Consider the following 25,959-nt stretch of genomic DNA (forward strand, 5'->3'; position numbering starts at 1 on the left):
GCCACCGGCTTCACTGGGAAGAGGTCCAGCGGAAGCTTCCCTTTGCCGCCACGGAGCGCCAGCTCCAGGTTCTGCAACACCGATTTCTGGAGATACGACGCCAGGCCCTGCAGGAACAACGGGAGCTTCAGCAGGAGCGAGCCCTGCGCCTGGTGGCCAACCCCCTTGCGGATCACCTGAACAATCTGCTGCCCCGGTTACAGCATCACCAGGANCAACTTCAGGAGCTGCTGGGCGTTACGGGACGCTGGGACATCCTCGAAGCCGATCCCCGGGAGATCTCCTGGGAGATCTCCTGGGAGGTCCTGAGGGAATGCAAGACCTTCCTCGATCGTGCACCCGGCCTGAACCAGTTGTGCAGAAACCTCCTGAGGGACCTCGCTCCTCCCGCTCCCGGAGCGGCAACACCCCGGGAGCCCCGCAACGGGCAGCGACAGATCNAGGAGGACCAGGGGTGCGGAGAGATAACCGGCCTGGGCCTGGGCAGCGCCTTTCCCGGAGTGCTCCCCGGCGAACTGGCACTCNTGGCCGATGACGCCACGGAGACGCTCTTTCTGCGGAAGCTCGCCGATCAGGCTCTCCTGCAACTACAGTATCAGCGCCTGTGCGTGAAAACCCGCAAAGCCGAGCCCCCCGCTCCGGAACAGGCCGGTACCAGGCCACCCCGGGGACGGCTGATCTTCTGCATCGATACCAGCGGCTCCATGAGGGGGACCCCTGAAAGGGTGGCACGAGCAACCCTTCTGGGGGTCTTCAGGGAAGCCCTCAGGACGGGGAAGGCCCTCACGCTCTTTGCCTGCACTCCCCGGCTGGAGGTCCTGGAAACAGCAGCCTCCNGCGAGGCCACCNCCGAGGGGGGCCCTNCCCCGGGGATCCTCCCCCCNACCCTGGAAGCGAGCGCGCCTCCCGAGGTCTCCCAGGANTTGCTCCTGGATCTGCTGGAATTTCTGGAGCGGCCCTTCACCGAGGGCTACGACGTCTCCCCTGCCATGGAAGCGGCACTGAACCTGCTGGACAGCCTGGATCCCGAGATATCTTCCGATGTGGTGGTGGTGAGCGATATCCCCTACCCCAGGATCCCGCCCCGTCATCTTAACAGGATGCACCAGCTCCAGCGCTCCCGGCGTGCCCGGTTTCACGCCCTGACAATTCACGAGGANCCCATGAAGGATCCCCTGAATGTCTTTGACTACCGCTGGTTCTTCAATACCAGTCCCCGCCCCGAGGGGANATCAGCNACGGAGNCCCCCATGATCGGCCTCGATTCCCGGGCCTTTCTGCACTTTTAGCGTTCTTCAGGGATGAAACCGTTCCTGCGCCCGGACCAGCTCGTCGGGCGTGTCCAGATCAACCCCGATATCGCCGGTGCAGACCGGAACATCCCGGCAGGGCCGCCCCCGGAGAAGCGTCTTCAGGAGAATCTCCNCCCGATCCCTCGGGGATGACGCCCCAGCCAGGGTTTCCGCAAAGGCATCCTCCAGCCCGGGGAGGAGCGATCTGCGGATCAGCACCGGGTGGCCCCGTTTCCCCCGNTAGAGGGGGAAAAAGACATCCTCCTGCCGATCCAGCGCCCCGGCCAGGACAGCCCGGTAGAGCCCCCCCGAGAGGAAGGGCATATCGGCGGGAGCGACAAAGAACAGGTCGCTCTGCACCTGCCNCGCTCCGGCCAGGATCGACGAGACCATACCCCGGGAAAACCCGGGGTTATGCACCACCGTGACCCCCTCCAGGGAAGCCGCCTCCCGGGCGACCTCGTCGGCGCCCCAGCCGGTGACCACCAGGCATCGGGCACAGACCTCGCGGGCCTGCTCTACCACCCGGGCCAGGAGGGATTTGCCGTCCAGGACAAGAAGCGCCTTGGGCACAGGCTGGGAAAGGTTCCGGTTCATCCGCTCCGAGAGCCCTCCGGCGGGGATCACACAATCCACCGCCGGAAACGACCGCTCGCCGTCAGTCACACTGATACTTGCCGATCTCGGGAGCCGACTTGCAGCTCCCCCGGGGACTCTTGGTGATCCAGTTNTCCACCGGCGCCTTGCAGTTCAGNGCCCGCCAGACGTCCTCGAAGCGCAGGGGCATATGGGTCANCTCNGCCCCGCTGGCCCGCTGGATCGCGTTCCCCAAAGCAGCCGCCACGGAGATCATGGAATGCTCTCCCACGCCCCGAGCCCCGTAGGGTCCGTCGAGCTGGGGACACTCCACCCCGAAGGTCTCCACCTCCAGGGGAAGATCGCGGGAGGTGGGTATCTTGTTGTCCGTGAAGGAGGGGTTCAGGAGATGCCCCTTCTGGTCGTAGATATAGCCCTCCACCGTGGCGGTTCCCAGCCCCTGAAGCATCCCCCCTATGGCCTGTCCCCGGAACGCCCCGGGGTTGATCACCCGGCCCGCGTCAAAAACCGAGGCGACCTTCAGGACGTCGTATTCCCCTGTTTCGGTGTCCACGGCGACGATCATGCCGTGGGCTCCGTAGGTCCAGTCCAGAGCGGGCAGTCCCTCGCCGGTTTCCTTGTTCAGGTGAGTCAGACCCTGGGCGATATAGCGCCCGACCCCCACCAGGGGNCCCCCGATGGCGTTCCCGTTGGGATAGGCGTAACCGATCGCCAGCTGCCGGAAGGAAACCCGCTGTTCCTCACGATGACGGACAAAGATGCCCTCCGGGTCGTGATCCAGATCGACCACGTTGGCCCGGAGAACCTGGGCCGCATCGTTGTAGGCGTTCCGCAACAGGTCTTCTGCTGCCAGAATCGCCGCGTTGCCNCTCAGGAGCAACCCCTTGGAGGCCACGGTCTGCCAGTCGTAGGGATCCCGGTCGGTGTCGCTCTCGAAGGCAACCTTGATCCGTTCCAGGGGAAATCCCAGGCGTTCGGCGATGATCTGGGCCACGGCGGTATAGGTTCCCTGGCCGTAATCGATCAGGCTGATATTTGCCGTGACCGAACCGTCTTCGTTCATCTTGATGATCACCGTGGTCGCCGTGAAGGGAGGCATGGCGGGAGCCTTGTGGAGTCCCACCACGGCCTTGCCGATTTTCTTCCCGCTTCGCGCGGCCAGGGCCTCTTCCTCGGGTGAAATTTCTCCNTAGCNNATCATCTCGGCGGCCTTTGTGAGACACCGCGAGATATCCCCCGTGTGGGAGGTGATCTTCTCCCCTGTGAGCGTTACAGATCCCGGTTTCAGGGTGTTCTTCAGGCGGAACTCCAGGGGATCCATCCCGATCGCCTGGGCGATCAGGTCCATATGGCGCTCGAGCCCCCAGAAAAACTCCACGTGGCCGAACCCCCGGTAGGCTGTACCGAAGGGCTTGTTGGTATANACCGTGTAGGCGTCAACGGCAGCGTTGGGGATCTCGTAGGGCCCCCCTGCAGAATACCCCGAGGCCCGGGTGACGTTCACGGCGTAGTCGGCGTAGGCGCCGGAATCCCANTACATGGTCATCTGCTGCGCCAGGATCTTTCCCTCCCGGGAAATCCCNGTCTTGATCCGGTAGGTGAGCTGGCTACGGCANGGNAGGAGGCTGAACTCCTCTTCCCGGGTTGCCGTGAGCTTCACGGGACGTCCCCCGGCAGCACGGGAGAGAACGGCCACGAGGGGCTCGATTCCGATACCGGCCTTTCCTCCGAACCCGCCCCCCACGTAGGGTATCTGGACCCGCACATTCCGGTGGGGAAGTCCGAAGGTGATACAGAAGAGGTTTCTCAGGGTAAAGGGCGACTGCGCNCTGGACCAGATATGGACCTGATCCCCCGCAGACCACTGGACGATCGCCACGTGGGTTTCCATGGGAACGTGCTGAACCGAGGGGTTGGTGTACTCCCGGTCGATGATCCATTCGCTTGCGGCGAAGCCCCGTTCCACGTCGCCCTTTCNCAGGCGGGTGTGGTTCGCGATGTTCGTCCCCGGTTTCGGGGTAAAGGCCGCCTCCATGTAGGAGTAGGACCCCAGATCGGGGTGAACCAGGGGGGCATCCTCTTTCAGGGCCTCCTTGGGGTGGAGCACCGGCTCCAGCACCTCGTAGTCGATCTGGATCGCCTCCACAGCTTTCTGGGCGGTCTCCAGGGTGTCGGCGGCCACGGCTGCAACGGCCTCACCGAAATGACGAACCTCCTCGCGGGCGAGAATGTCCTTGTCCACCACATAGAGACCCAGTTTGTACTCCAGGTCCTTGCCAATCACCACGGCCCGCACGCCGGGCAGCGCCTCGGCGGCGGAGGTATCGATCGAGAGGATCTTCGCCCGGGCGTGGGGGCTGGTNTTGACCCGGGCATAGAGCATCCCCGGGACAGCCATGTCGGAGACGTAGCTGGCCCTGCCGGTGAGTTTTTCCACAGCGTCGACCCGGGCCGTCTCGCGGCCCACGTATTTCAGATCCTGTGCCGGTATCTGGTCAAGCATCGTTGCCTCCTCCCCGGGTCTTTCCGGTGGCGTCTCTCTCCGCTATCTCCCGGGCTGCCCCCTGGCTGGCCGCATCCAGAACGGCCTCGATAATCTGTTCGTACCCCGTACACCGNCAGAAGTTCCCCTCGATTCCCTCGATCACCGCTTCGCGATCGGGGGTGGGGTTCCGCCGCAGCAGGTCCTTTACGCTCATGAGCATCCCCCCCGTGCAGTATCCGCACTGNACGGCGTGATGCCGGTCGAAGGCNTTCTGGACGAGGGTCAGTTCNTCCCCCCGGGCCTCGCCCTCCACCGTTTCCAGGACCGCGCCATCGATCTCGGCGGCCAGGACCAGACAGGAGTTGACGGCCTCACCGTTCATGATGATCGTGCAGGCTCCGCACTCGCCGGCGCCGCATCCTTCCTTTGTTCCGGTGTACCCCAGGTCNTCCCGCAAGTAGTGGAGAAGTGTCTTGTGTTCCGGAACATTCCGCTCGTACCGCTCCCCGTTCAGGGTAAATTGTACCGTTCTCATGCGCAGGCCTCCTGGTTGCACGCTTCCATCAAGCGACGGATAAAGATGTTCACCATAAAAGCCCGGTATTCCCTGGTGCAGCGCACGTCATCGATGGGCGAGATCGCCGCCTGGGCCCGGGCCTGCACCGTTTCAAGAGGAGTGTCCAGGGGGATATCGGCCAGCAGGACCGGCGTGGGNGCCGCCGAGCTGATGCCAAAGCGCATCGTTCCCTTGAGGGAGACCATGGCAACGCTGACCACACCCAGGTCGTGTCCCTTGATCCGCTTGAGCTTCTGATANCCCCCGAAGGCGCCAGCCCAGTCGGGAGGAACCACCAGGCGGGTTACAATCTCCGCAGGGCCGATGATTGTCTGTTTTACCCCGGTGATGAACTCCGCCAGCGGGACCTGNCTGGTTCCCGCCGAAGAGGCGAGCTCCACAATCCCGCCCAGGGTGAGCAGGGGCGAACCGAAATCGCCGCAGGGGCTGGCCGTGACGATGTTCCCCACCACGGTGGCGCGGTTTCTCAGCTGGAACGTGGCCAGTTCCTCCCCCGCCGCGTGGAGCACGGGAAAGCGTTCNTCCGTGATTGGCTCGGCCAGNAGCTGATTGACCGTTACACAGGCGCCCACAGAGAGCCCCTCCNGGTCGTCCCAGGCAAGACGGTGGAGCTCGGGGATTCCCTTGAGGTCTACCACCACCCGGGGACGCGCTATTCCGGCCCGGATACCGACAAAGAGATCGGTTCCCCCGGCGAAGACCGCAGCTTCCGGCNCGGATTCGTCGAGAATGCGAAAGGCCTCGTCCAAGGAGACGGGGCGACGATAGGAAAAATCATGCAACATTAGGTACCCCTTCCGAGACATTCATCGTTCTGTTACAGGCGACGTCTCTGGTTCTCACCCGGCAGTCCCCCCGAGGGGAGTCCCGCCGAGAAAAATAGTGTGCGCCCCCTTCTCCGGGTTGTCAAGAAAAGAAGCGTCCTCCCACCGCTCCCCGGGCATTGCCGCTTGACCGGAGGGATCAATCGGGCCACAATTCCTGCCGATGGACTACACGCGAACTTCAGCACCGGGCTTCTGCCAGGCAAAACGTTTCTCTTCGGTTTCTTCCCGATCGGTCTCTTCCCGACGGGCTCTGCTCGCCGGGGTGTGGCTCCTTGCGGGGCTTCTTTCCGTCCCCTCCCCTGGGCCGGGCCAGCTCCAGGCTTCCGAATCCGGAACTCCCCGGACCGTGCGGGATGCCCTGAACCGCCCGGTGACCCTCACCGTGCCCCCCGAACGCATTGTCACGGCCGGACGCGCCATGATCATGACCGCCGGGGTGCTTTGGGCCTTTCCCGGGGTTCCCGACCGCACCGTGGGGCTCGGAAGAAATACCCAGGGGCCAGCAAACTTCCTGGAAGTAACCCATCCCCGCTACAACGAGATCACCCTGCTGGAACGAACCGTCGGACCGGAGCAGGTAGCGGCCCTGAGGCCCGATCTGGTGGTCCTGAAATCGGGGGTACGGGAGAGTCTGGGGCGCCCCCTGGAGCGGCTCGGCTTTCCCGTGCTCTACGTGGATCTGGAAACACCGGAACAGTACGACCGGGACCTGATCATGCTGGGCGCAGCCCTGGATCAGGAAGAGCGGGGCCGGGAACTGGCCCGGTTCTTTCGCGAAACCACCCGGGCCGTGACGGCCAGAACCGCCGGGGTCCCCCGGGAAGAACGACCGTCGTCGCTCCTGATCTATCATCGCCAGGCCGGAGGCCAGGTCTCCTTTAACGTCCCTCCTGACGGCTGGCTTCAGACCAGGCTGGTGGAGATGGCCGGGGGGAGGCCCCTGTGGAGAGGCGCAAACCCCGGCGGGGGCTGGTCCACGGTCAGCTTTGAGCAGATCGCGGCCTGGGACCCCGATACGATCATCCTGGTAGATTACGGGGGAGAGGCCCCGTCCCTCCGGGACGGTCTGGCCAGACAGCCCCGGTGGCGCCAGCTCCGGGCAGTTCGGGAGGACCGCTTCTACGCCATGCCCCGGGACTACTACAGCTGGGACCAACCCGATGTGCGCTGGCTTCTGGGGCTGCAATGGCTTGCCCGGCAGTTTCATCCCCGACTGTTCACCGGAGAACCCCTGGAGGAAGAGATCCACCTCTTCTTCAGCACCCTCTACGGGATCGAGGGCAGGAGCTTCGAGGAACTCATCGCTCCCGTTCTCGCAGGAGACCTGCCCTGATCGCGCTCCACCGGGAGAAGCAGGCCCTGGCACTGCTGGCGGTGCTTCTTCCCCTGGTGATGGTCGCGGCGAGCCTGGCCGGGAGGTATCCCCAGCCGGGGTTCATGAATCCCCTGCTCCTGCGGGACGACCCCCTGGCCCTGCGTCTGCTGGTCGAGCTGCGGCTCCCCCGGATCATCGCGGCGGCGCTCCTGGGAAGCGCCCTGGCAGCGGCCGGCGTGGTAATGCAGATGCTCTTCGCGAACCCCCTGGTTGAACCGGGGCTGGTGGGGGTCTCCCAGGGGGCGGCCTTCGGGGCCGCTCTGGCGATCATCCTGGTCGGCCATAACCCTGCTGCGATCCAGGGGTCGGCGGCGCTTTGTGCCCTGGGTGCCCTGGCCCTGACCTACCGGATCGCCCGNCGCCTNCGTTTTGGAGGGTGGATACTCCGGCTCGTCCTCTCGGGGATTGCCGTATCGGCCCTCTTCTCTGCCGGTGTGGGNGCGATAAAATANCTGGCCGATCCCCTGGAGGACCTTCCGGAGATCACCTTCTGGATGCTGGGAGGGCTCTGGAATGTTTCCTGGAGCGAGGTCTTCCGGATCGCCCCGGCGGCGATCCTGGGGATAACCATCGCCTTTCTGCGGCGGTACCGCCTGAACCTCCTCTCTCTCCAGGACCGCGTGGCCTTCTCCCTGGGTGCCAGACCCGACCGCGAGCGNCTGCTCTTGCTGGTGGTCGCCACGGTGGCCGCTGCAGCGGTGATCTCCGTCGCCGGGATCGTGGGCTGGGTGGGGCTGATCGTGCCCCACAGTGCGAGGCGTCTCTTTCGGGCCGATGCTCTGGTGGCGCTCCCGGCAGCGATCCTCCTGGGGGCAATCTTCGTTGTCATCGCCGATACCCTGTGCCGCACCCTCGTGGCGGGGGAGATCCCCCTGGGCATTGTCACCTCCCTGGTGGGGGCCTCGGCCTTTATCGGCCTGCTCCTGACCCACAACATCAGGATGGAACGATGACCGGAATACCCCGCCACCGGGAAAAATCACCGGATTCGGCCGGGAGCTCCCCCGCTCTGACCCTGAGCAATGTGAGTTTCCGCTATCCCGAGGCGCGAGAGCCCGTTCTCCGGGANATATCCCTCTCCCTTTCAGCGGGGACGATCACCGCGATTCTGGGCCCCAACGGGGTGGGGAAGACAACGCTGCTGAACATGATCCTGGGATGGCTCCAGCCCCAGGAGGGAGAGGTGAGCCTCTTCGGGCGCAGATCCTCGGAGATATCCCGCCGCGAGATGGGGCAGACCCTCTCTCTGGTTCCGCAGGACGAGCANATTCCCTTCGAGTACACCCTTCTGGATTACGTTCTCCTGGGCCGCGCCCCCTATCTCTCCCCCCTTCAGACGCCGGGGGCCGCCGACACCAGGATCGCCCGGGAGGCGCTCCAGCGGGTAGACCTGGCNGGGAAAGCCTGCCACGCCGTGGCCAACACCAGCGGTGGCGAGAAACAGCTGGCTCTGATGGCCCGCTCCCTGGCCCAGGAACCGCACATCCTCCTCATGGACGAGCCCACGGCGCACCTGGACCTTCGAAACAAGCGGAGAACGGTGGATCTCGTGAAGGATCTCCAGGCAGAGGGTGTGACGGTGATCTTCACCACCCACGATCCGGAGTTCGCTGCAGCAGCGGCGGAGAGAGTGATCCTGCTTCAGGGAGGACGGCTCCTTGCGGAGGGNCCCGTGGCCGGGGTGATGACCGCCGAAAACCTCGGGAAGGTTTTCTCACTGGACCTGGAGGTGCACTACATCGGGGGCCGACCCCTGGTGGTGTGGTAGGCCCGGACCGCGGCTTTGCGATACCATGGCCTATGACAGACACAGAGTCTCGACAGAACCCGCAGTTTGACCTCACCGTGGAGATCCGGTTCCGCGATCTCGATGCCTACGGGCACGTGAACCACGCCAACTACTTCACCCTCATCGAATCGGCGCGAACCCGCTTTATGATCGATCAGTTTCGCGGGGANCGGCGGGCCGAGAACCCCCTCTTCCTGGTGGTCCGGGCCTCCTGCGAATACAAGCGACCCATCGAGCTGGTTCCNTCGGTACGAGTACTGATTACCGCTTCGGANCTGGGAAGGAGCAGCTTTACCCTCCATTACCGGATCATCGGTGAAGAGGGGACGCTCCACGCCACCGCCCAAACGCGCATGGCCTGTGTGGATGGGGCGACCCAGCGCCCCACACCGATCCCCTCCTGGTTCAGGGAGCTCGTGGCTCCCGNTCCGCTTCGACCCGGGCAAGAATGAAAAACACTGTGGCTTCCCGTCCCGGCTGGTGATACACTGATCTCATGAGTCACACACAGGTAGACCCCCACAAGCTGGCTGTCATCGCCCTGGGGGGCAACGCGATCATCGCGAAGGGGCAAAAGGGGCTCGTCCACGAGCAGTTCGAGAACGTCCGTCGCACGGTAGATCCCGTGGTCGAACTGATCGCCCAGGGGTACAACTTTATCGTGACCCACGGGAACGGCCCCCAGGTAGGAAATCTCCTGCTGCAGAACGAACTGGCCCGGGAGGANGTCCCCGAGATTCCTCTGGCCATGCTCGATGCCATGACCTGCGGGTCCATGGGGTACATGATCGAGCAGTGCCTGCAGAACGCCATGATCAGGCGGGGTATCTGGAAAAACGTGGTCACCATTCCTGCCCAGGTAATCGTCGACCGGTTTGACCCCGCCATGGAGGCNCCGACAAAGCCNATCGGCCCCTTCTATACCGAGGAACAGGCCCGGAAGCTGATCCAGGAGAAGGGATGGCTCCTGAAGGAGGACGCCGGCCGGGGATGGCGCCGTTTTGTGGCTTCCCCCTACCCTATTGATATTGTGGAAAAAGAGGCGATCCGTCAGCTTCTGCGNCAACAGTATCTGCTTGTCACCGGCGGCGGCGGGGGAATCCCCGTTTCGTATCACGAGGACGGCACGATCGAAGGCGTGGACTGCGTGATCGACAAGGACCTGGCAAGCATGAAGCTGGCCATAGCGGTCCACGCCCGTACGCTGATCATCATTACNGGCGTTCCCAAGGTGACCCTGAACTTCGGAACCCCCCAGGAGCGGGCCCTCGACAGGATCACCCTGGCCCAGGCCCGGCACTACTACCAGGAGGGGCAGTTCCCCCCCGGTTCCATGGGGCCCAAGATGATGGCGGCTATCGAGTTTGTCCAGGCTGATCCGGAGAACCGGGTCATCATCACCAACGAGGGGAGCCTTCTGGAGGCCGTGGCCGGGCGCGAGGGCACCCACATCGTGGCGTACTAGAAGCGGAACCGCCCCGGGGCACGTCCCCCGGGGAGATCTTCCAGCGGGTGGCGCCCCTGGTCGGGGCCAGCCACTCTGCCCAAGGGCGGCCTCAGGCCTGGTCGCTCTGTCGGGCCTGGCTGCTCTGCCGGGCCTGGTCGCTTTGTCGGGCCTGGTCGCTCTGTCGGGCCTGGCTGCTCTGCCGGGCCTGGTCGCTTTGTCGGGCCTCCAGGGTCACCCGGGGGATGCGGACATGGCTCTCCACGCCGTCGGGAACGTCCTGCATGGTCATCTCGGCGCCCAACCGCTCCAGGGCCCGGATCACATTCATCATCCCCACGCCCGATCCACCGCTTTTTCCCGACCGGCCCCTCTGGAAACATCCATCGCGCCGGACATCGACAACCCCGCCGCCTCCGAAGGGCAGGGGCCGCCCGCTGTTCCATACGGTCACCTGCACCATCGGGGACTCAGCCTCGACCCCGGTCACGGTGATGCGAACCTCCCGGTGCGGGCANCCTTCGGTGGCCTCGATCGAGTTCTTGAGAATGTTTTCGAAGATTACCAGCAGGGTAGATCGGCAGGCCCGGACCGTCGCGTNNGAGTTTCCCTGGATGGAACACTTCACCTCGTGACGCACAGCGTTCTTGACCCCCCAGAAATAATAGGTGGTGTTTTCCAGAAGCTCCTGAAGGTGGATCTCCTCGGGTTCTTCCCGATCCCGCGCCGTTGCAACGTAGAGAATGGCGTTGGTCCTGCGATTCAGGCGATCGCCATAGCGCTTGAGTTTCTGGGCAGCGCTGTGGTTCCCCGAAATCTCCTCGATCTGGGCCAGGGCGTAGATNCCCGCCACGTCGCCCTTGAAATCGTGAACCACCCCGGAAATGTTCTCTCCCAGTTCCGCCACGGGGCGCAGATCGAGGGTCTGCTCGTTCAGGTGGTCCCGCTCCTTCCTGAGCTCGGCGATCTCGCCCTCAAAAAACACGTAGAGCGTGGCAAAGCAGAGGATGACCACCACGGCGAGGTGCAGGCTCTGATGAAAGGCCGTGCCGTGAAGGACCCCCGCCAGAAAGACCAGGGTTATGGCCACCACCACCTGCGTTCCCAGAAAGCGCGTGGTGTTTCTCCCCAGGAGCTGCATTTTATGAGCNGCCAGAAGCGCCGCCGACATCACCAGGTAGGGAGGAATGTTGTAGGCCCGGGACGGAAAGAGCACCATGGCGTAGGAGATGAGAAAGAGGACCCCCACCTGGAGGTAGCGCACCAGGCGATGATCAACCAGGGCAAGAAGGAAATGGAAGAGCCCCAGGAAGAGCATGACCTGGCGGAGCCGGAAGGCCGGGGAGACCAGAACATCAAGGCCGTGCACGGAAAGATCGATCAGCACCGACGCAAGAAAAAAGATCCCCAGGATGATGCCGAGATTGCGAGAGATAGTCCTCTGTAGCGGCCGGTTGGCCTCCTGTGCCAGCTTGTTCATATAGCCCCTGCCACGCCGTCTGCACCGACGATTGCTGTATGCCAGCTCCGGCCGATTATAACACGGGATGGGGGCATCGGGTCTCTATCTTTACCCGGCTTTACCCGGGCTTTTCCTGTTTTTTACCCACGGGAAAGCGGAACCTGGCGGGCTCCGGGAATCTCGAAGAGGGAGATCCCCTCCCGGGGAAAGCGTTCCTTTATCTGCCCCAGCGCNTCCCGGAGAGGCTGGACATACCGGTCCTCCACGTAGGCCATGAAGACCACGTTCTGCTCGGGCCAGATAGCGTCACCCCGCCGGACCCCCTGCCCTCCGCGCCCCTGAACACCGGTCCAGAGGGTATAGGAGATCCCCGGCACCGCCTCCTGGAGCGCCTCGATCAGATCGGGTTTTACCGACTGGTTCGCCACCACCTCGATCCGTGTCACTGGGCGTTCCTCCATGCCNGGTCGTCGTCCTGGGGGTCTTCCCGGAGATCCTCCCTTCCTTCCTCGCTCCCGGTCTCTCTCGTGCCCGGGACCTTCCTCGTACCCGGGGCCTCCCTCGTGCCCGGGGCCTCTCCGGCGCCCCGATTCTCCCCCGTGTCCCGACGAAGGAACGGGGAATTCCGCCGAAGGCCCTGCCTCCGGGGATGACGATCCCGCCACCCGTTCAGCAGGGAATAGATCAGGGGAGTAACAAAGAGCGTCATCACCGAGGCTACCGAGAGCCCTCCCACGATGGTCTGACCGATTGGCTGGATCGTCTCGGATCCCTCTCCGGGGAAGAACGCCAGGGGCACCATCCCCAGAATGGTGGTGAGGCTGGTCATGAGAATGGGCCGCAGCCGGTTCCGNCCCGCCGCGAGGGTTGCCTCCCGTACCGGGAGCCCCCGGGCACGGAGGGTATTGGTGTAATCTACCAGAACAATGCCGTTGTTCACCACAATGCCCNCGAGAGCCACCACGCCCACGGCAGCAAAGAGGGAAAAGGGCTCCCCCGTGATCCGGTAGATCCAGATGACCCCCACAAAGAGCAGGGGAATGGAGAAAAATATCACCAGGGGGTCCAGGAACGACTCGAACTGGCTCGCCATGATACCAAAGACCAGAAGCACCGCCACAAGAAGGATAAAACCGAAGGTCTGGCTGAACTCATCGATGTCCTGGGCCTCGCCTCCATAGAAGACCTGGACATCGGGCGGCGGAATCAGGTAGCGGTCGAGGGTCTCCTGCAGGAGCGGCTGAAAATCCGTGGCGGCGATACCTGCGGGCAGATCGCCCGTGACGGTTACTACCCGTCGCCGGTCCTGGCGCTCTATGCTGGTCGGGGCCTGGCCCCGGACTATCGTGGCCAGACCGGACAGAGGGATCAGTCCTCCTCCGGCCCCCGAAACGTAGAGCGAATCGAGACTCTGCCGGTCCCTCCGGTCCGACTCCTGGAGGATCACCACCACGTCCCGCAGGGTCCCCTCGTCTTTCATGGTGGTGGCCCGGTTACCCGCGTAGGCCGAACGGATCTCCTGGGCCAGGGACGGAACGGAGACGCCCAGAGCCGCTGCCCGCTCGCGGTCGACTCGGAAGGCCAGCTCGGGACCACCCTGTTCCAGACTCAGCTCCAGATCTTCCACCTGGGGCAGATGCTCCAGGATGATCCGTCGTGCCTCCCGGGCCGTCTCCACGGCCAGATCGGCGCTCTCGGCGCGCACCTCCACGCTTACAGCCGACGATGTCCCGGCCCTTCGGCCCGCCTGGGCCGTGAGATTAACCCCGGGGATATCTGCAACCAGGGGCATCATCAGACGGGTGATCGATTCGGGGGTATCGATCTGCTCAGCCGGGGGTGGCAGGGTGACCTGGATCGACCCCAGATGGGAGGCGCTGCTTCCTCCCCATCTTCGACCCGATCCAACGGTGATAACGATGTTGTTCCACCCCTGAACCTTCTGCTCCAGCTCCTCGCCGAGACCGCGCAGCACGGCCTCGGTCTCTTCCAGGGGCGTTCCCAGGGGCATCTGCAGGGAGAAAAAGACCGTATCATCGGTACGGCTCCGGACAAAGAGGTTGATTCCCACGTCGTCAAACTGGCGGAACGAGAAGATCGTCACCAGCGCCACCAGGAGGAGCACCAGAAACCGGTGGTCCAGCCCGTAGCGCAGGGCCCGGCCGTACCCTGCCTCGAGACGGCAGAAGAACCCCTCCACCAGACGGTCGGCACTGCGGAGGGGCGCCAGCCGGAGTGGTTTCTGTACGCGGGTGTTCAGGGGAAGCAACGCCCCCGCCAGGGCGGGAACCACCGATACGGCCACCACCAGGGAGACTACCAGAGAGATCGCCACGGTNCCCGCCGCGAGGGTTGCCTCCCGTACCGGGAGCCCCCGGGCACGGAGGGTATTGGTGTAATCTACCAGAACAATGCCGTTGTTCACCACAATGCCCGCGAGAGCCACCACGCCCACGGCAGCAAAGAGGGAAAAGGGCTCCCCCGTGATCCGGTAGATCCAGATGACCCCCACAAAGAGCAGGGGAATGGAGAAAAATATCACCAGGGGGTCCAGGAACGACTCGAACTGGCTCGCCATGATACCAAAGACCAGAAGCACCGCCACAAGAAGGATAAAACCGAAGGTCTGGCTGAACTCATCGATGTCCTGGGCCTCGCCTCCATAGAAGACCTGGACATCGGGCGGCGGAATCAGGTAGCGGTCGAGGGTCTCCTGCAGGAGCGGCTGAAAATCCGTGGCGGCGATACCTGCGGGCAGATCGCCCGTGACGGTTACTACCCGTCGCCGGTCCTGGCGCTCTATGCTGGTCGGGGCCTGGCCCCGGACTATCGTGGCCAGACCGGACAGAGGGATCAGTCCTCCTCCGGCCCCCGAAACGTAGAGCGAATCGAGACTCTGCCGGTCCCTCCGGTCCGACTCCTGGAGGATCACCACCACGTCCCGCAGGGTCCCCTCGTCTTTCATGGTGGTGGCCCGGTTACCCGCGTAGGCCGAACGGATCTCCTGGGCCAGGGACGGAACGGAGACGCCCAGAGCCGCTGCCCGCTCGCGGTCGACTCGGAAGGCCAGCTCGGGACCACCCTGTTCCAGACTCAGCTCCAGATCTTCCACCTGGGGCAGATGCTCCAGGATGATCCGTCGTGCCTCCCGGGCCGTCTCCACGGCCAGATCGGCGCTCTCGGCGCGCACCTCCACGCTTACAGCCGACGATGTCCCGGCCCTTCGGCCCGCCTGGGCCGTGAGATTAACCCCGGGGATATCTGCAACCAGGGGCATCATCAGACGGGTGATCGATTCGGGGGTATCGATCTGCTCAGCCGGGGGTGGCAGGGTGACCTGGATCGACCCCAGATGGGAGGCGCTGCTTCCTCCCCATCTTCGACCCGATCCAACGGTGATAACGATGTTGTTCCACCCCTGAACCTTCTGCTCCAGCTCCTCGCCGAGACCGCGCAGCACGGCCTCGGTCTCTTCCAGGGGCGTTCCCAGGGGCATCTGCAGGGAGAAAAAGACCGTATCATCGGTACGGCTCCGGACAAAGAGGTTGATTCCCACGTCGTCAAACTGGCGGAACGAGAAGATCGTCACCAGCGCCACCAGGAGGAGCACCAGAAANCGGTGGTCCAGCCCGTAGCGCAGGGCCCGGCCGTACCCTGCCTCGAGACGGCAGAAGAACCCCTCCACCAGACGGTCGGCACTGCGGAGGGGCGCCAGCCGGAGTGGTTTCTGTACGCGGGTGTTCAGGGGAAGCAACGCCCCCGCCAGGGCGGGAACCACCGATACGGCCACCACCAGGGAGACTACCAGAGAGATCGCCACGGTGAAGACCAGATCGGTAAAGAAATAGCCCATAAACCCCAGGTCGTTGCGGAAGAGCAGGACCGGAACGAAGACCCCCAGGGTTGTTGCTGTGGATGCCACAATCGCGCGGTACATCTCCTGACTCCCCAGNACGGCTGCCACCGATGCCTTGGTTCCCCGNTCCCGGTAATTATGGATGTTCTCGAGAATGACGATGGAGCCGTCCACGACCATTCCCAGCCCCATGATCAGCCCCGTGAGGGTGAGNAGATTCAGGGTCAGACCAAAGACCGCCATCGCCATGAGGGTTATCAGGACCGAAAGCGGCAGGGAGAGACCGATGATCAGCGTTCCCCGGACGTTCCGCAGGAAGATGAAGAGCACCGCCATNGCCAGAAGAGCCCCCTGAAAGGCCGAGACGTAGACCTGATTCAGGGTNGCCCTGATCAGGGCGGTATTATCCGAGAGGACCTCCAGGGACATCCCCNGGGGCAGGTCCTCCCCCAGGGAGGCCACCCGCTCGCGGACGGAATCGGAGACGCGCACGGCGTTGCTGTCGCTGCTGTTCTGGACGCGCAGAAAAACCCCGGGTTCGCCGTTCACGAAGACACGGGTTGTCTCGTCGCTGGAGGCCAGACGGACCTGGGCTACATCTTCCACGCGTACCAGCCTGGATACCCCTCCCTGACCGCTGCCCAGGGTTGTCACTACCACCCGGCGAACCTCTTCGAGGGAGGAAAGTTCCTCGGCGGTGCGAAGCTGGAACTCCCGGGCGTTGTCTATCAGGGTACCCCCGCTCACCAGGACGTTCTGCTCCGCCAGAGCGGAGGCGACCGCCCGGGCCGTGAGCCCGTAGGCGGCCAGACGATTCTGGATCAGCTCTACCCGCACCTCCATCGATCCCCCGCCCGATACATCGGCAGCGGCGACCCCCGGAACGCTCTCGACGGCGGGTTGCACCCGATCCTCGGCGGCCCGGCGCAGCTCTTCCAGGGAGAAATCACCCCGCAGGACCAGCTGCATCACGGGGATGTTCGCCAGGTTGAAGCGCCGCGCCACGGGCGCCCCCGCATCGTCGGGGAGGCGGTTTCCGGCGCTGGAGAGGATCGACGTTACCTCGTTCATGGCCTCGTCCAGATCCTGGTCGTAACCGAAGAAGAGGGTGATTCGGCTCGACCCGGTACTGGAGGTGGAGCTGATCGAGTCCAGCCCCGTCACAGCGGCCAGAGCGGTCTCCAGGGGAACGGTGACGTTCTGCTCCACATCTTCCGGCCCGGCACCGGGGAAGGAGGTAGAAACCGAGATAACCGGCGGCGATACATCGGGGTAGAGGTTCACCGCCAGCCGGGGCACCAGCGTTGCCGCGATCCCCACCAGAAGCGCTGCCAGTACGACAATGGTAACGGGGTGCTCCACCGATCGTTCGGGAAGGGTCATGGCGTGCCCTCCCCGGATCGTTCCCGGGATCGCGCCATCGCGCTCCCGCCGGGGCTTTCACCGGATCGATCACCGGCAGATTCGACGAGACGGACCGGCGTTCCGTCGACAAGGAAAGACTGCCCCCGCACGACCAGACGGTCGCCTTCCTGAAGCCCCTGAAGGACCTCCAGNGAAGAGCGCCCTTCCAGACCCGTTGTGACGGGCCGCCGCCGGGCGATCTTCTCCTCATCCACAACGTAGACGTAGCGTTCCTGCCACGTTTCGAGCAGGGCCGAGGGGGGAAGGGTGACAACATCGCGACGCTCCTGCAGCACCAGTTCCAGCGAGGGGAACATGCCGGCCCTGATCCGCCGGTCGGGGCGGTCAAAGACCAGGGTCACCTCCAGGGTNCGTCTCACGGGATCAACAACCGGTGCCAGGCGAACCACCCGGGCGGGGAAAACCTCCCCCGGGAAGGCCTCGAAACGCACNTCNGCCCGCAGGCCCGTTCTCAGGAGTCCCAGAAAGCGCTCGGGCACCCAGGTGCGAATCTCCAGACGCGAGAGGTCCTGGAGCGTCACCACGGGGGTCTGGGTGGTGATGGTATCGCCCTGGCTCGCTCCCGTGGCNACCACGGTCCCGCCCAGGGGAGACATAAGCGGGCTCTCGGAGAAGGCATCGCCGGGTCGGGAAGGGTCCACCAGAACGACCCGCTCCCCGGCGGNGATGACCGTCCCCACCGGGGGGACGGGGGTGGAAATGCGCCCTCCCACGTTGGAAACCAGCNCTACCGGATCAGGGGCAACCACATCGCCGGTAATTCCCACGGTGGAGCGGACCGTTCCCCTGGTNACGGTCTGAACCGTTACTGCCCGGGCCTCGGCCTGACCGCCCCTGGCGGAAGCCCCNTGGGGCCCTCCCGCCCCGGCCTCACCCCGGGATGGCCCCCCGAGGTGATCGGGGGAGGGACGGACCGCAGGCCAGACCAGCGCACCGGCCACTACCAGGACCACCACCACAAGAAGGGCCGTGACGAACCGCTCTGCCAGGGCACTCCCCCTCCCGGAACGCTCCATCTCCTGATCCATATCCTGATTCGTGTCGTGATCTATCTTTCGGGTCATTCTCTGATCTCCTGCAAGAGGCTTCGGGGGTTCTCCTCACCCACAACCTGGGCCAGATCGGTGACGGCCAGGGCGTGGTGATACCTTCCCGTGACGACGCTGATCCTGGCGTCGAGAAGGTCTCTCCGGGCCCGATCGAGTTCGAGGCGTTCCACCGTTCCCCGAAGAAATCCCTCCTCGGTGAGTGCGTAGAACTGCTCGGCGATATCTACCTGGAGCAGGGCGATCTCGGTCTGCTCGACGGCGTTGTTTACCTGTGTCACCAGCTCCTGAATCCTCACCTGGTACTGCCGGTACCGGTCATCCCGGTCGATCCGGTCCTGCCGGAGCTGGAGATCGGCCCGGGCGATCCGTTCTGCCCGGGCTGACCCCGTAACCCATCCGTCCAGGGGCATCGAGAGGGAGAATCCGACCCGGAGAGAGTCCGTCCGGGGGGAATCAAGGGTCGAGTTCCAGCTGGTCGAGAGGTTCAGCGAGGGAGCCCGGGAGGAGAGGATCTCCTCCTGGCGGGAGAGTTCGGCCGAACGCAGCCGGAGGTCCTGCAGGGCCGCGTCGTAGCGCCAGGCGGGGTACCTCGCNAGAACCGGTGCGAGCGCCACCCGGTCCAGGGNCAGGTCGAGGGAATCCACAAGAAAGAGAGACTCCTCCTCGCGGNGGTCGGGGCTGTCCAGACCCAGCAGAACCAGGAGGCGCACCTGTTCCAGCTGAAAGTCGCTCCGGCCCTGGCGGTAGTTCAGACGGGCCCGCTCCGCAGCGAGATCAGCCTGAAGCAGTTCCCGCTGGCTCACCAGGCCGTTCTCGTAGCGCGTNCGGGTCTGCCTGGCCTGATGCTCGGCGAGCTGGATGTCCTCGGCCAGCACCTGCAGCCGCTCCTGGAGATGGATCAAGCCGTAGTAGCGCCGTCGCACGCGGGCGACCAGATCGATNTAGGTGACGTCCCGGTCGAGGAGAGCCCGCTCCAGCGAGACCTCNCGGAGCGCNATCTGTGGCGCGAGATCGGGAGCGAGTTGTAACGAGACCCCCAGGGAAGAGGTGGGGCTCCAGTGGGGGTCTCTCCCCGTGCCGGAATCGAAAAAGAGGTCTCTGGTGTAGCTGGTCCCGCCCTGAAGGGTCGCCGAAGGCAGAAAGAGCCCCCAACTCTGGCGGTGGGACCGGGCCGCATCGGCGGCTCCCAGATCGGCCTTTTGCAGGGCCGCGTCGTTTCCCCGGGCCAGATCGATCGCCTCTTCGAGGGAGAGAACCCGCCCCTCCCGGGACGGAGCCNCTTCGGAGAAGAGNACCCCGGAGCAGANGAACAGAAGGGGGAGGAGCGACAGAAGAACCTTCCCCGACCGGGGCCGGCAANGCCCGACCAGATCCGGTTCCGGACGAGAGACAGGGGACGACTGCCGTGGATCGAGGGAGTGCTCCATAGGTCTATCAAGATATCCAGACCAGGAGAAAAGAAAAAGTGTCTCCGGTCATACCCCTCTGTGACCGGGGACATATACAAAACAGAAAGAATCCGATGTATTCTTGGTATCTCATGGAAGAGCAGTCCGATCCGATCNGCCGGGATACAACCCNCCGGGAGACAGTTCATCAGGACACGTTCCATCAGGATGCTCCGTACGGGNATTCGCCGCGCCACGAGGCCCGGCGTCACCGCTCCCGGGACTACTCCCGGCTGGTGCTTCTGACCCTTTTTCTCACGTCGGGTATCTTTGGTTTCCTTCGCCGGGTTCTTCCCCTCTGGCGAAGGCCTCCTTTTCAGGGGGAGCCTCTCCCGCCGGGGGCGATCCTGGCCGGAGCGGGGGCAATCCTCTNCTGGTATATCCTGGAACTCCGGCAGTTTCTGGGGCCGGGATACGACACCGACCTCCGCGATACATCCCGGGCCAGCCTCGGTTTTTTTACCCGGGTTCTGCCCTTTCTTCTGGTTCTGGGAATCTATCCTGCCGTGGCAAGCGGGATTCTCCCCACGGCGGTGACGGTGACGATCTTCTTCGCCGTGATCGCCTTCTCCCTGCCCCTGAGCATCACCATCTCCCTCCTGGTCCTGGGGGGACATTTTCTCTGGGACGGTCTGGCCGGAGTGGGGCTGGCCAGAGTGGATCGGGGCGGGTTACAGGACGTGATCTTCACGATCTACCGCGTAACCAACGCGATGCTTATTTTCTTTATCGCCTTCTTCTGGAAGGAGGATCGCCTGCGGTGGCAGGAAAACCTGGAGCTCACCGGAAAACTTCGCGAAGCCCAACAGCGCCTGAGCCGGTACGCCGAGAGNATCGCCGACGTGGTGGTTCTGGAGGAGAGGACCCGCCTTGCCCGGGATATCCACGACAGCATCGGCCACACCCTCACGGCGGCCACGGTACAGCTCAACAAGGCGATGGCCTTCATCGATCGCGACCCGGACACGGCCCGAAACGCGATCGATGCCTCCCGGGAGACGTTGCGGGAGGGAATGCGCGATATCCGGTCGGTCCTGAGCACCCTGAACCAGGAGGCAGAGGAGCTGGACTTCTTCCGGGAGATACGAACCCTGGCGCAGCGGATCCAGCGGGCCGATGTGACGGTGGATCTCTCCCTGGAGGGTGATCCCCGGGGATACAACAAGGCCGTCCTCATGGCAATATACCGCATGGCTCAGGAAGGGTTCACCAACGCCGTCCGTCACGGAACTCCCTCACGGATCGGCCTGACGATCACCCTGGGAGACGAATCAGCCCGGGTAACGATCGAGGACGACGGGGGAGGATTTTCACCGGAGCCGCTCCTGGAGGAGAACCGCAGGGGGGGACTGACCTACCTGCAGGAACGGATCGAGCTGGTCCAGGGGGCCTTTTCCGTCTCCTCCACTCCCGGCAGGGGCTCGGTCCTTCGGGCGGAGCTGCCCAGNGAACCGGTCCGACACCTGGGGGAGCGATCCCGTGANTGAGACCCCGGGCGNNGCACCCGTTACGGTGGCTATCGCCGACGACCAGCACCTGGTGCGGGACGGAATCGCCTCGGTTCTGGCGCTCTACGAGGATCTGGATGTGGTGGGAACCGCCGCCCGGGGGAGCGAAGCAATCACCCTGGCCCGGCAGAAGCGGCCCCAGGTCTTCCTCATGGATATCCGCATGCCCGGGATGGAGGGGCTCACCGCGGCCGCGACGATTCTCTCGGAGGGGCTGGCCTCTCATGTGGTGATGCTCACCACCTTCGACGACGAAGAGTACGTGATCAGGGCGATCCGCCTGGGGGCATCGGGATATCTCCTGAAGGATCTGCCCCCGGAGGAACTCCACCAGGCGATCCTGGCGGTACGGCGGGGGGTCTTCTGGGCCTCCCGGGAGGTGATGGGCAAGATGGGACGCATCCTCCCGGATCCCCGAACGGGCCCGGGNCCTCCCCGCCCGGAGCTCCAGCAGCTNAGCCTGCGCGAGCGCCAGGTGCTCCATCTGGTCGGCCGGGGGGCAACGAACGGAGAAATTGCCAAAGAACTCTCCCTGACCGAGGGAACGGTGAAGAACTACGTCTCCACCCTCCTGGATACTCTGGGGTTCCGGGATCGCGTTCAGGCAGCGCTCTTTGCCGCGAGCCACCTGGAGGATCCCCCCGGGGCATCCCTTACCGGCACATCCCGGGCTACCAGGGAATCGTCGGGTCCAGCTTGACCCCGATCCACCCGCCGATATCGGCCTGCTCCCGGGCGATCTTTCCCAGAGGGACCTGGGCCGTGAGTTCCGCTACCAGCCAGTCTCGTCCNTCAAAGGGGAACCGGGCTCCCTCACCGGGCATGTCGATTCCCACCAGGGCGTGGGCGTGCTCGCGACTCACCATAAGGATCGCNTCGAACCCCAGATGCTGCAGGATGATTGCGAAGGTGAGGCCCAGGGAGTCGCAGTCGCCGGCGAAGGAAACGAGAACTCCTGCGGGGTTTTTCAGATCGCTCAGAGAACCGGTCCGCCGGTATTCGGCACCCTGGAGCCAGGAGAGAATGTGCCGGGGCATNTCCTGGCGGGCTATTCCCTGCAGGGAGAGGTCCCGAAAGAGCTCTTCGGCCACCACCTGGAGCCGCTGAAAGGTATCGCGATAGATCATGCGGAAATATCGCTGCCACGCCCGGGCCCAGGGAGGTGCCGGGCCCGGCCCGGGACGGAGAGCGGAACCCTCCGGGGGGGCGTAGGCCGAGAGAACCATCGCCTCCCGCTCGATCACCACCTGGGCAGCCTGCCGCAGCCCGCTGGACCGGACGTCCCCGGGAAGGGGCCAGACCGCCCCCGAGGGCAGGACCAGATCAGTCGATTCCCCTGGGTCCCCGGAATCCCGGGCCTCCCCGAGGTCCGGGGAAAACCCTGCTTCTTCCTGCCCCAGCTCCGCCGTGAGGAAGGCGCTTACCGGGCCCGGCTCGAGCCGGGTCCCCAGGGAGAGGGAGAAGCTGTCCAGGGCCGAGAGGAGTTTCGCCTGGAAGGCCTCGTAGTGGTCCTCCACGGTATAGGCCATAACCGCGAAGGATAGTTCGTCGCCCTTGATAAAGGTCATGTATCCCCGTACGGGTATTCCCTCCTGATCCTGGCGGGACGCGGTGACAAAGCGGTAGTCGGCAAAGACTGCGTGGTCCCGGCCAAAACGGAAGGAGGCCTTCTCACCGGAGGCGCCGAACCGTTCCTGGATGAAACGGTCGATCTCCAGGGCCGTGACAAACTGCTCGCCGGGAAAGGTGATAATNTGCAGCACCGCCAGGCGTCGGGGATCGGAAAAACTGACAAACCCGCTCTGTTCGGCCTCCAGAACTTCCCACCCCACGGGGATATCCACGACATAATGGAAATCGGGGTTCTTGAAGACCGTTCCCGCAGCGAGGGGGTGCTCCGCCACAAAGAGGTTCCCCAGAACCAGAAGAGCGAGAACTGTCAAAACCGGGGACACCCCGGGCAGGAACGAGCGGGGCGTTATTCTCAAAACCGGCACCTCCTGTTACTATNATCGGACTTTAGGGTTTCTACGTTGAGGAGGCTGGTATTATTCATCCTGCAGAGGCGAGTCTTGCCGTGGGTCCTGCCCGCGCACAGGGCACCGTGGTGGTCCCCTCGTCCAAATCACACACCATCAGGGCTCTGCTTATCGCTGCCTGTGCCNAGGGGACAAGCCTGATCGGCAACTGCCTCGATTCGGCCGATGCCCGGAGCTGCATCGCAGCCCTGGAGACCTTGGGGTGTTCCGTGGAAGAGACGGGGCGCACCGCCACGGGTGTCTCCCTGGCCCTTACTCCCCCTCCGGGGGGGATTCTCTCGGCCGAGGCGGGGGAGCAGCCCCTCTCCCTGGACGTGGGGAACAGCGGAACCACCCTGTACCTTCTGGCGGGGCTGGCNGCCCAGCGGAGGGGCCCCGTCACCTTCGACGGAGACCAGTCGATCCGCTCCCGCGACGCCGGTCCCCTCCTGGGGGCGCTCACAGAGATGGGCGCCTCCCTNACGGGGGGGCCCCGGGCTCCCTTCACCCTTCGGGGGCCGCTCCGGCCGGGGGCCCGCGTCTCCTTCGAGAGCCCCACCAGCCAGTTTCTCTCGGCCCTGCTGCTCACGGCCCCCCTCGTCCCGACGGGGGGGCGCCAGGCCGACCCGACCATACTGGAGCCCCTGGTGCTCCACGAGAAACCCTACGTGGATATGACCTGCTGGTGGCTCGAGACGCAGAACATCACTTTGGAGCGGCANGGGTACCGCAGGTTTGTCCTTNCCCCGGGGCAAGGGTACCAGCCCGTGCGGACCTCCCTGCCGGGGGATTACTCCTCGGCGACCTTCTGGTTTGCCGCTGCGGCGATCACGGGGGGAACGATCACCGTGGAAGGGCTTGAACCCGAGGATGTGCAGGGTGACAGGAAGGTGCTCGATATCTTCGCTGATCTGGGGTGTACCGTTCAATGGCACCGCACCGGAGCGGCCACACCGGCCGTTTCTGTAACCGGCCCGATCACCCGGGGGGGNACCTTCGATCTCAACGCCATGCCCGACGCGCTCCCGGCGCTGGCAGCGGCCGCCTGTTATGCCCCGGAGCCGGTCACCCTGACGAATGTTCCCCANGCGCGGGAGAAAGAGACCGACCGCATCGAGGTGATGACCCGGGAGCTCACCGCCCTGGGAGCGCTCGTGGAGGAACACCCCGACGGGATGACCCTCCGGCCCCGCAGGNCAGCCTCCTCCNGTGCANGCTCCGCTTCCGGCGCAGCACCCCTGGAGGGGGGAATCCTGCGGAGCCACGGCGATCATCGCGTGGCCATGGCCGGGGCCGTGGCGGCCCTGGGAGCGGCTACACCGGTCAGAATCATCGATCCCGGAGCAGCGGCCGTGACCTATCCAGCCTTTTTCACCGAGCTGGCCCGGCTCGCTCCCGGTTCGTGCACCCCGGAAGGGGATGATCACCACCGGGGGGGGACACCATGACCGGGTCTCTCCAGTTCGATCCGTCCCGGGTTGCCCCGGGTGCGACGGCTCACGTCTTTGACGTGGACCATACCCTGACGCGCCACTCCACGGGAGCACTCTTCGCCCGGGAGGGACAACGGGCCGGGCTCTTCCGGTGGAGCCAGCTCGCGAGCCTGCCCTACTATTATCTGCGCTACCGCCTGGGTGCGCTCTCGCTGGGCGCGGTGACGCGGGAGATCACGCCCCTTCGGGGCTACTCCCGGGATGATCTGGAGGAACTGGCCTATCGCACCTGGCAGAACAGGGGCCAGGACGATCTCTATCCTCCCGTCCGGGCCTATCTGGACGCCTGCCGGCGGAACGGTGCTCCCGTGATCCTGGCGACATCGACCTTCGATGTCATCCTGGCTCCCCTGAAGCAGGCCCTGGGGATCGACCAGGTTATCTCCTCCCGACTGGAGTTTGACCAAGAGGGATTCGCCACGGGCTGGCTCGTGGGGGGGCCCTGCTACGCCGAGGAGAAGGCGCTCCGCCTGAAAAAGCTCCTGGGAGATCTGGGAATAGCTCCCCGGGACTGCGCCTTCTACTCCGACAGCCACCACGATCTCCCGGCCCTGCGCCTGGCGGGAACTGCCGTGGCGGTAAATCCCGACCGCCTTCTGGCGCGCCGGGCCCGCCGCGAGGGCTGGCCTGTCCTCAGGTGGGACAAACCCTGGCAGGACCACCGGGCAGATTAGCCCCCGGAAAATTGATGCAGGGCCCCACCGGCTCTGCGGGTCCGGGAGCCGCCAGCCCCGGGATAGGGGACCGCCGGGAGCCCCCGGTAGTTGCATATCGGGCCAGTGTGGTAATATCTGCCACTATGATCGCAATCAGAAGATCCAGAAAGGGCGGCAATTCCCGCTCAGAATCTTCGGAAGAGCCGAACTCCGCCGACCGGGCAGACCAGCGCCCCGCCTCCGGCACCGGGAAACGGCTCTTTCGCAGGGCCGGAAAGAATCCCGGTCCCCGACAGAAACAGAAAGGGGCGGCCCGAAAAAAACGGAGCTTCCGCCTGCGCCTGCGGGGCAAGATGCTCATGGCCTTCTTTTCCCTGGCCCTGGTTATCATGATCGCNGGTGGCGTGGGAACACTCCGCATTGTCGGTCTGCACCAGGACTCCCAGCGCCTTACCGACCAGGAAACGCCCTACCTCTACGGGATTCTTCAGTCCCGCCTGCTCATTGCCCAGGCCCAGCTCCTGCTGGAAAATATCATCGGNGGGTACCAGGANGCCGACCTGATCCAGGAGGTTCAAAGCCGGTTCACTCTGGCCGATTCCTACCTGCAGGCCATTCTGGACGGGGGGACCGTTCAGGGCATGGAATATATCCCCGC

18 protein-coding genes are annotated in these 25,959 nt (G+C 64.6%); 9 read left to right on the top strand and 9 right to left on the bottom strand.

The annotated features are described in order from the left end of the window. Positions 1 to 1,295 precede the first annotated feature (1,295 nt). The 4 genes from B071_RS0113530 to B071_RS0113545 form a co-directional block, all read right to left on the bottom strand. Positions 1,296 to 1,958: a nucleotidyltransferase family protein gene (locus B071_RS0113530; RefSeq protein WP_018527606.1), complete on the bottom strand. Its 663-nt coding sequence runs from the start codon at positions 1,956 to 1,958 to the stop codon at positions 1,296 to 1,298. Then, entirely contained in the window at positions 1,951 to 4,392 is a 2,442-nt protein-coding gene (locus B071_RS0113535) for a xanthine dehydrogenase family protein molybdopterin-binding subunit (protein WP_018527607.1), read from the bottom strand. The genes B071_RS0113530 and B071_RS0113535 overlap by 8 nt, the downstream gene beginning before the upstream one ends. Then, positions 4,385 to 4,909, bottom strand: a complete 525-nt coding sequence (locus B071_RS0113540; protein ID WP_018527608.1) for a (2Fe-2S)-binding protein — start codon at positions 4,907 to 4,909, stop codon at positions 4,385 to 4,387. Before B071_RS0113540 ends, B071_RS0113535 begins: the two co-directional genes overlap by 8 nt. Beyond that, positions 4,906 to 5,757: an FAD binding domain-containing protein gene (locus B071_RS0113545; protein ID WP_083914989.1), complete on the bottom strand. Its 852-nt coding sequence runs from the start codon at positions 5,755 to 5,757 to the stop codon at positions 4,906 to 4,908. The genes B071_RS0113540 and B071_RS0113545 overlap by 4 nt, the downstream gene beginning before the upstream one ends. Before the next feature lie 181 nt (positions 5,758 to 5,938). Between B071_RS0113545 and B071_RS0113555 the strand changes: the two genes are divergently transcribed. From B071_RS0113555 to arcC, 5 genes are all read left to right on the top strand, one after another. Further along, the gene (locus tag B071_RS0113555; RefSeq protein ID WP_018527611.1) at positions 5,939 to 7,111 is read left to right on the top strand and encodes an ABC transporter substrate-binding protein; all 1,173 of its coding nucleotides are present in this window, start codon (positions 5,939 to 5,941) and stop codon (positions 7,109 to 7,111) included. A 59-nt stretch (positions 7,112 to 7,170) separates the two neighbouring features. Next, a complete protein-coding gene (locus B071_RS0113560) occupies positions 7,171 to 8,106 on the top strand; it encodes a FecCD family ABC transporter permease (RefSeq protein WP_438829731.1) in 936 nt (311 codons plus the stop codon). Next, complete coding sequence (locus B071_RS0113565) at positions 8,103 to 8,921, top strand: ABC transporter ATP-binding protein (RefSeq protein ID WP_018527613.1); 819 nt, start codon at positions 8,103 to 8,105, stop codon at positions 8,919 to 8,921. The genes B071_RS0113560 and B071_RS0113565 overlap by 4 nt, the downstream gene beginning before the upstream one ends. Before the next feature lie 32 nt (positions 8,922 to 8,953). Beyond that, the gene (locus B071_RS17800; RefSeq protein WP_018527614.1) at positions 8,954 to 9,394 is read left to right on the top strand and encodes an acyl-CoA thioesterase; all 441 of its coding nucleotides are present in this window, start codon (positions 8,954 to 8,956) and stop codon (positions 9,392 to 9,394) included. A gap of 44 nt (positions 9,395 to 9,438) precedes the next feature. Beyond that, entirely contained in the window at positions 9,439 to 10,407 is a 969-nt protein-coding gene (gene arcC, locus B071_RS0113575; RefSeq protein ID WP_018527615.1) for a carbamate kinase, read from the top strand. A 91-nt stretch (positions 10,408 to 10,498) separates the two neighbouring features. Here arcC and B071_RS20345 read toward each other — a convergent pair whose 3' ends face one another. The 5 genes from B071_RS20345 to B071_RS0113600 form a co-directional block, all read right to left on the bottom strand. After that, entirely contained in the window at positions 10,499 to 11,866 is a 1,368-nt protein-coding gene (locus B071_RS20345) for an ATP-binding protein (protein ID WP_018527616.1), read from the bottom strand. A 122-nt stretch (positions 11,867 to 11,988) separates the two neighbouring features. After that, a complete protein-coding gene (locus B071_RS20350; RefSeq protein ID WP_157703247.1) occupies positions 11,989 to 12,309 on the bottom strand; it encodes a PG0541 family transporter-associated protein in 321 nt (106 codons plus the stop codon). Then, positions 12,291 to 17,087, bottom strand: coding sequence for an efflux RND transporter permease subunit (locus tag B071_RS18735; RefSeq protein WP_018527618.1), 4,797 nt, complete (start codon positions 17,085 to 17,087; stop codon positions 12,291 to 12,293). Before B071_RS18735 ends, B071_RS20350 begins: the two co-directional genes overlap by 19 nt. Further along, positions 17,084 to 18,193: an efflux RND transporter periplasmic adaptor subunit gene (locus B071_RS0113595; protein ID WP_018527619.1), complete on the bottom strand. Its 1,110-nt coding sequence runs from the start codon at positions 18,191 to 18,193 to the stop codon at positions 17,084 to 17,086. The genes B071_RS18735 and B071_RS0113595 overlap by 4 nt, the downstream gene beginning before the upstream one ends. Then, positions 18,190 to 19,605 (bottom strand): TolC family protein, encoded by a 1,416-nt coding sequence (locus tag B071_RS0113600; RefSeq protein WP_018527620.1) that lies wholly within the window; start codon positions 19,603 to 19,605, stop codon positions 18,190 to 18,192. The genes B071_RS0113595 and B071_RS0113600 overlap by 4 nt, the downstream gene beginning before the upstream one ends. A gap of 734 nt (positions 19,606 to 20,339) precedes the next feature. Here B071_RS0113600 and B071_RS20530 point away from each other — a divergent pair. The 4 genes from B071_RS20530 to B071_RS0113625 all read left to right on the top strand — a co-directional run bounded on the left by B071_RS20530 (position 20,340) and on the right by B071_RS0113625 (position 25,319). Further along, the gene (locus B071_RS20530) at positions 20,340 to 21,113 is read left to right on the top strand and encodes a sensor histidine kinase (RefSeq protein WP_438829732.1); all 774 of its coding nucleotides are present in this window, start codon (positions 20,340 to 20,342) and stop codon (positions 21,111 to 21,113) included. 25 nt (positions 21,114 to 21,138) lie between these two features. Beyond that, the gene (locus B071_RS17810; protein ID WP_438829733.1) at positions 21,139 to 21,834 is read left to right on the top strand and encodes a response regulator; all 696 of its coding nucleotides are present in this window, start codon (positions 21,139 to 21,141) and stop codon (positions 21,832 to 21,834) included. A 1,377-nt stretch (positions 21,835 to 23,211) separates the two neighbouring features. Further along, positions 23,212 to 24,600 carry a 3-phosphoshikimate 1-carboxyvinyltransferase gene (gene aroA / locus B071_RS17820; protein WP_018527624.1) on the top strand — a complete coding sequence of 463 codons (1,389 nt, stop codon included), beginning with the start codon at positions 23,212 to 23,214 and terminating at the stop codon, positions 24,598 to 24,600. Further along, entirely contained in the window at positions 24,597 to 25,319 is a 723-nt protein-coding gene (locus B071_RS0113625) for an HAD family hydrolase (RefSeq protein WP_018527625.1), read from the top strand. The genes aroA and B071_RS0113625 overlap by 4 nt, the downstream gene beginning before the upstream one ends. Positions 25,320 to 25,959: the final 640 nt, after the last annotated feature.

Origin of the sequence: Alkalispirochaeta alkalica DSM 8900 (assembly GCF_000373545.1) — a bacterium.
Classification (GTDB): domain Bacteria; phylum Spirochaetota; class Spirochaetia; order DSM-27196; family Alkalispirochaetaceae; genus Alkalispirochaeta; species Alkalispirochaeta alkalica.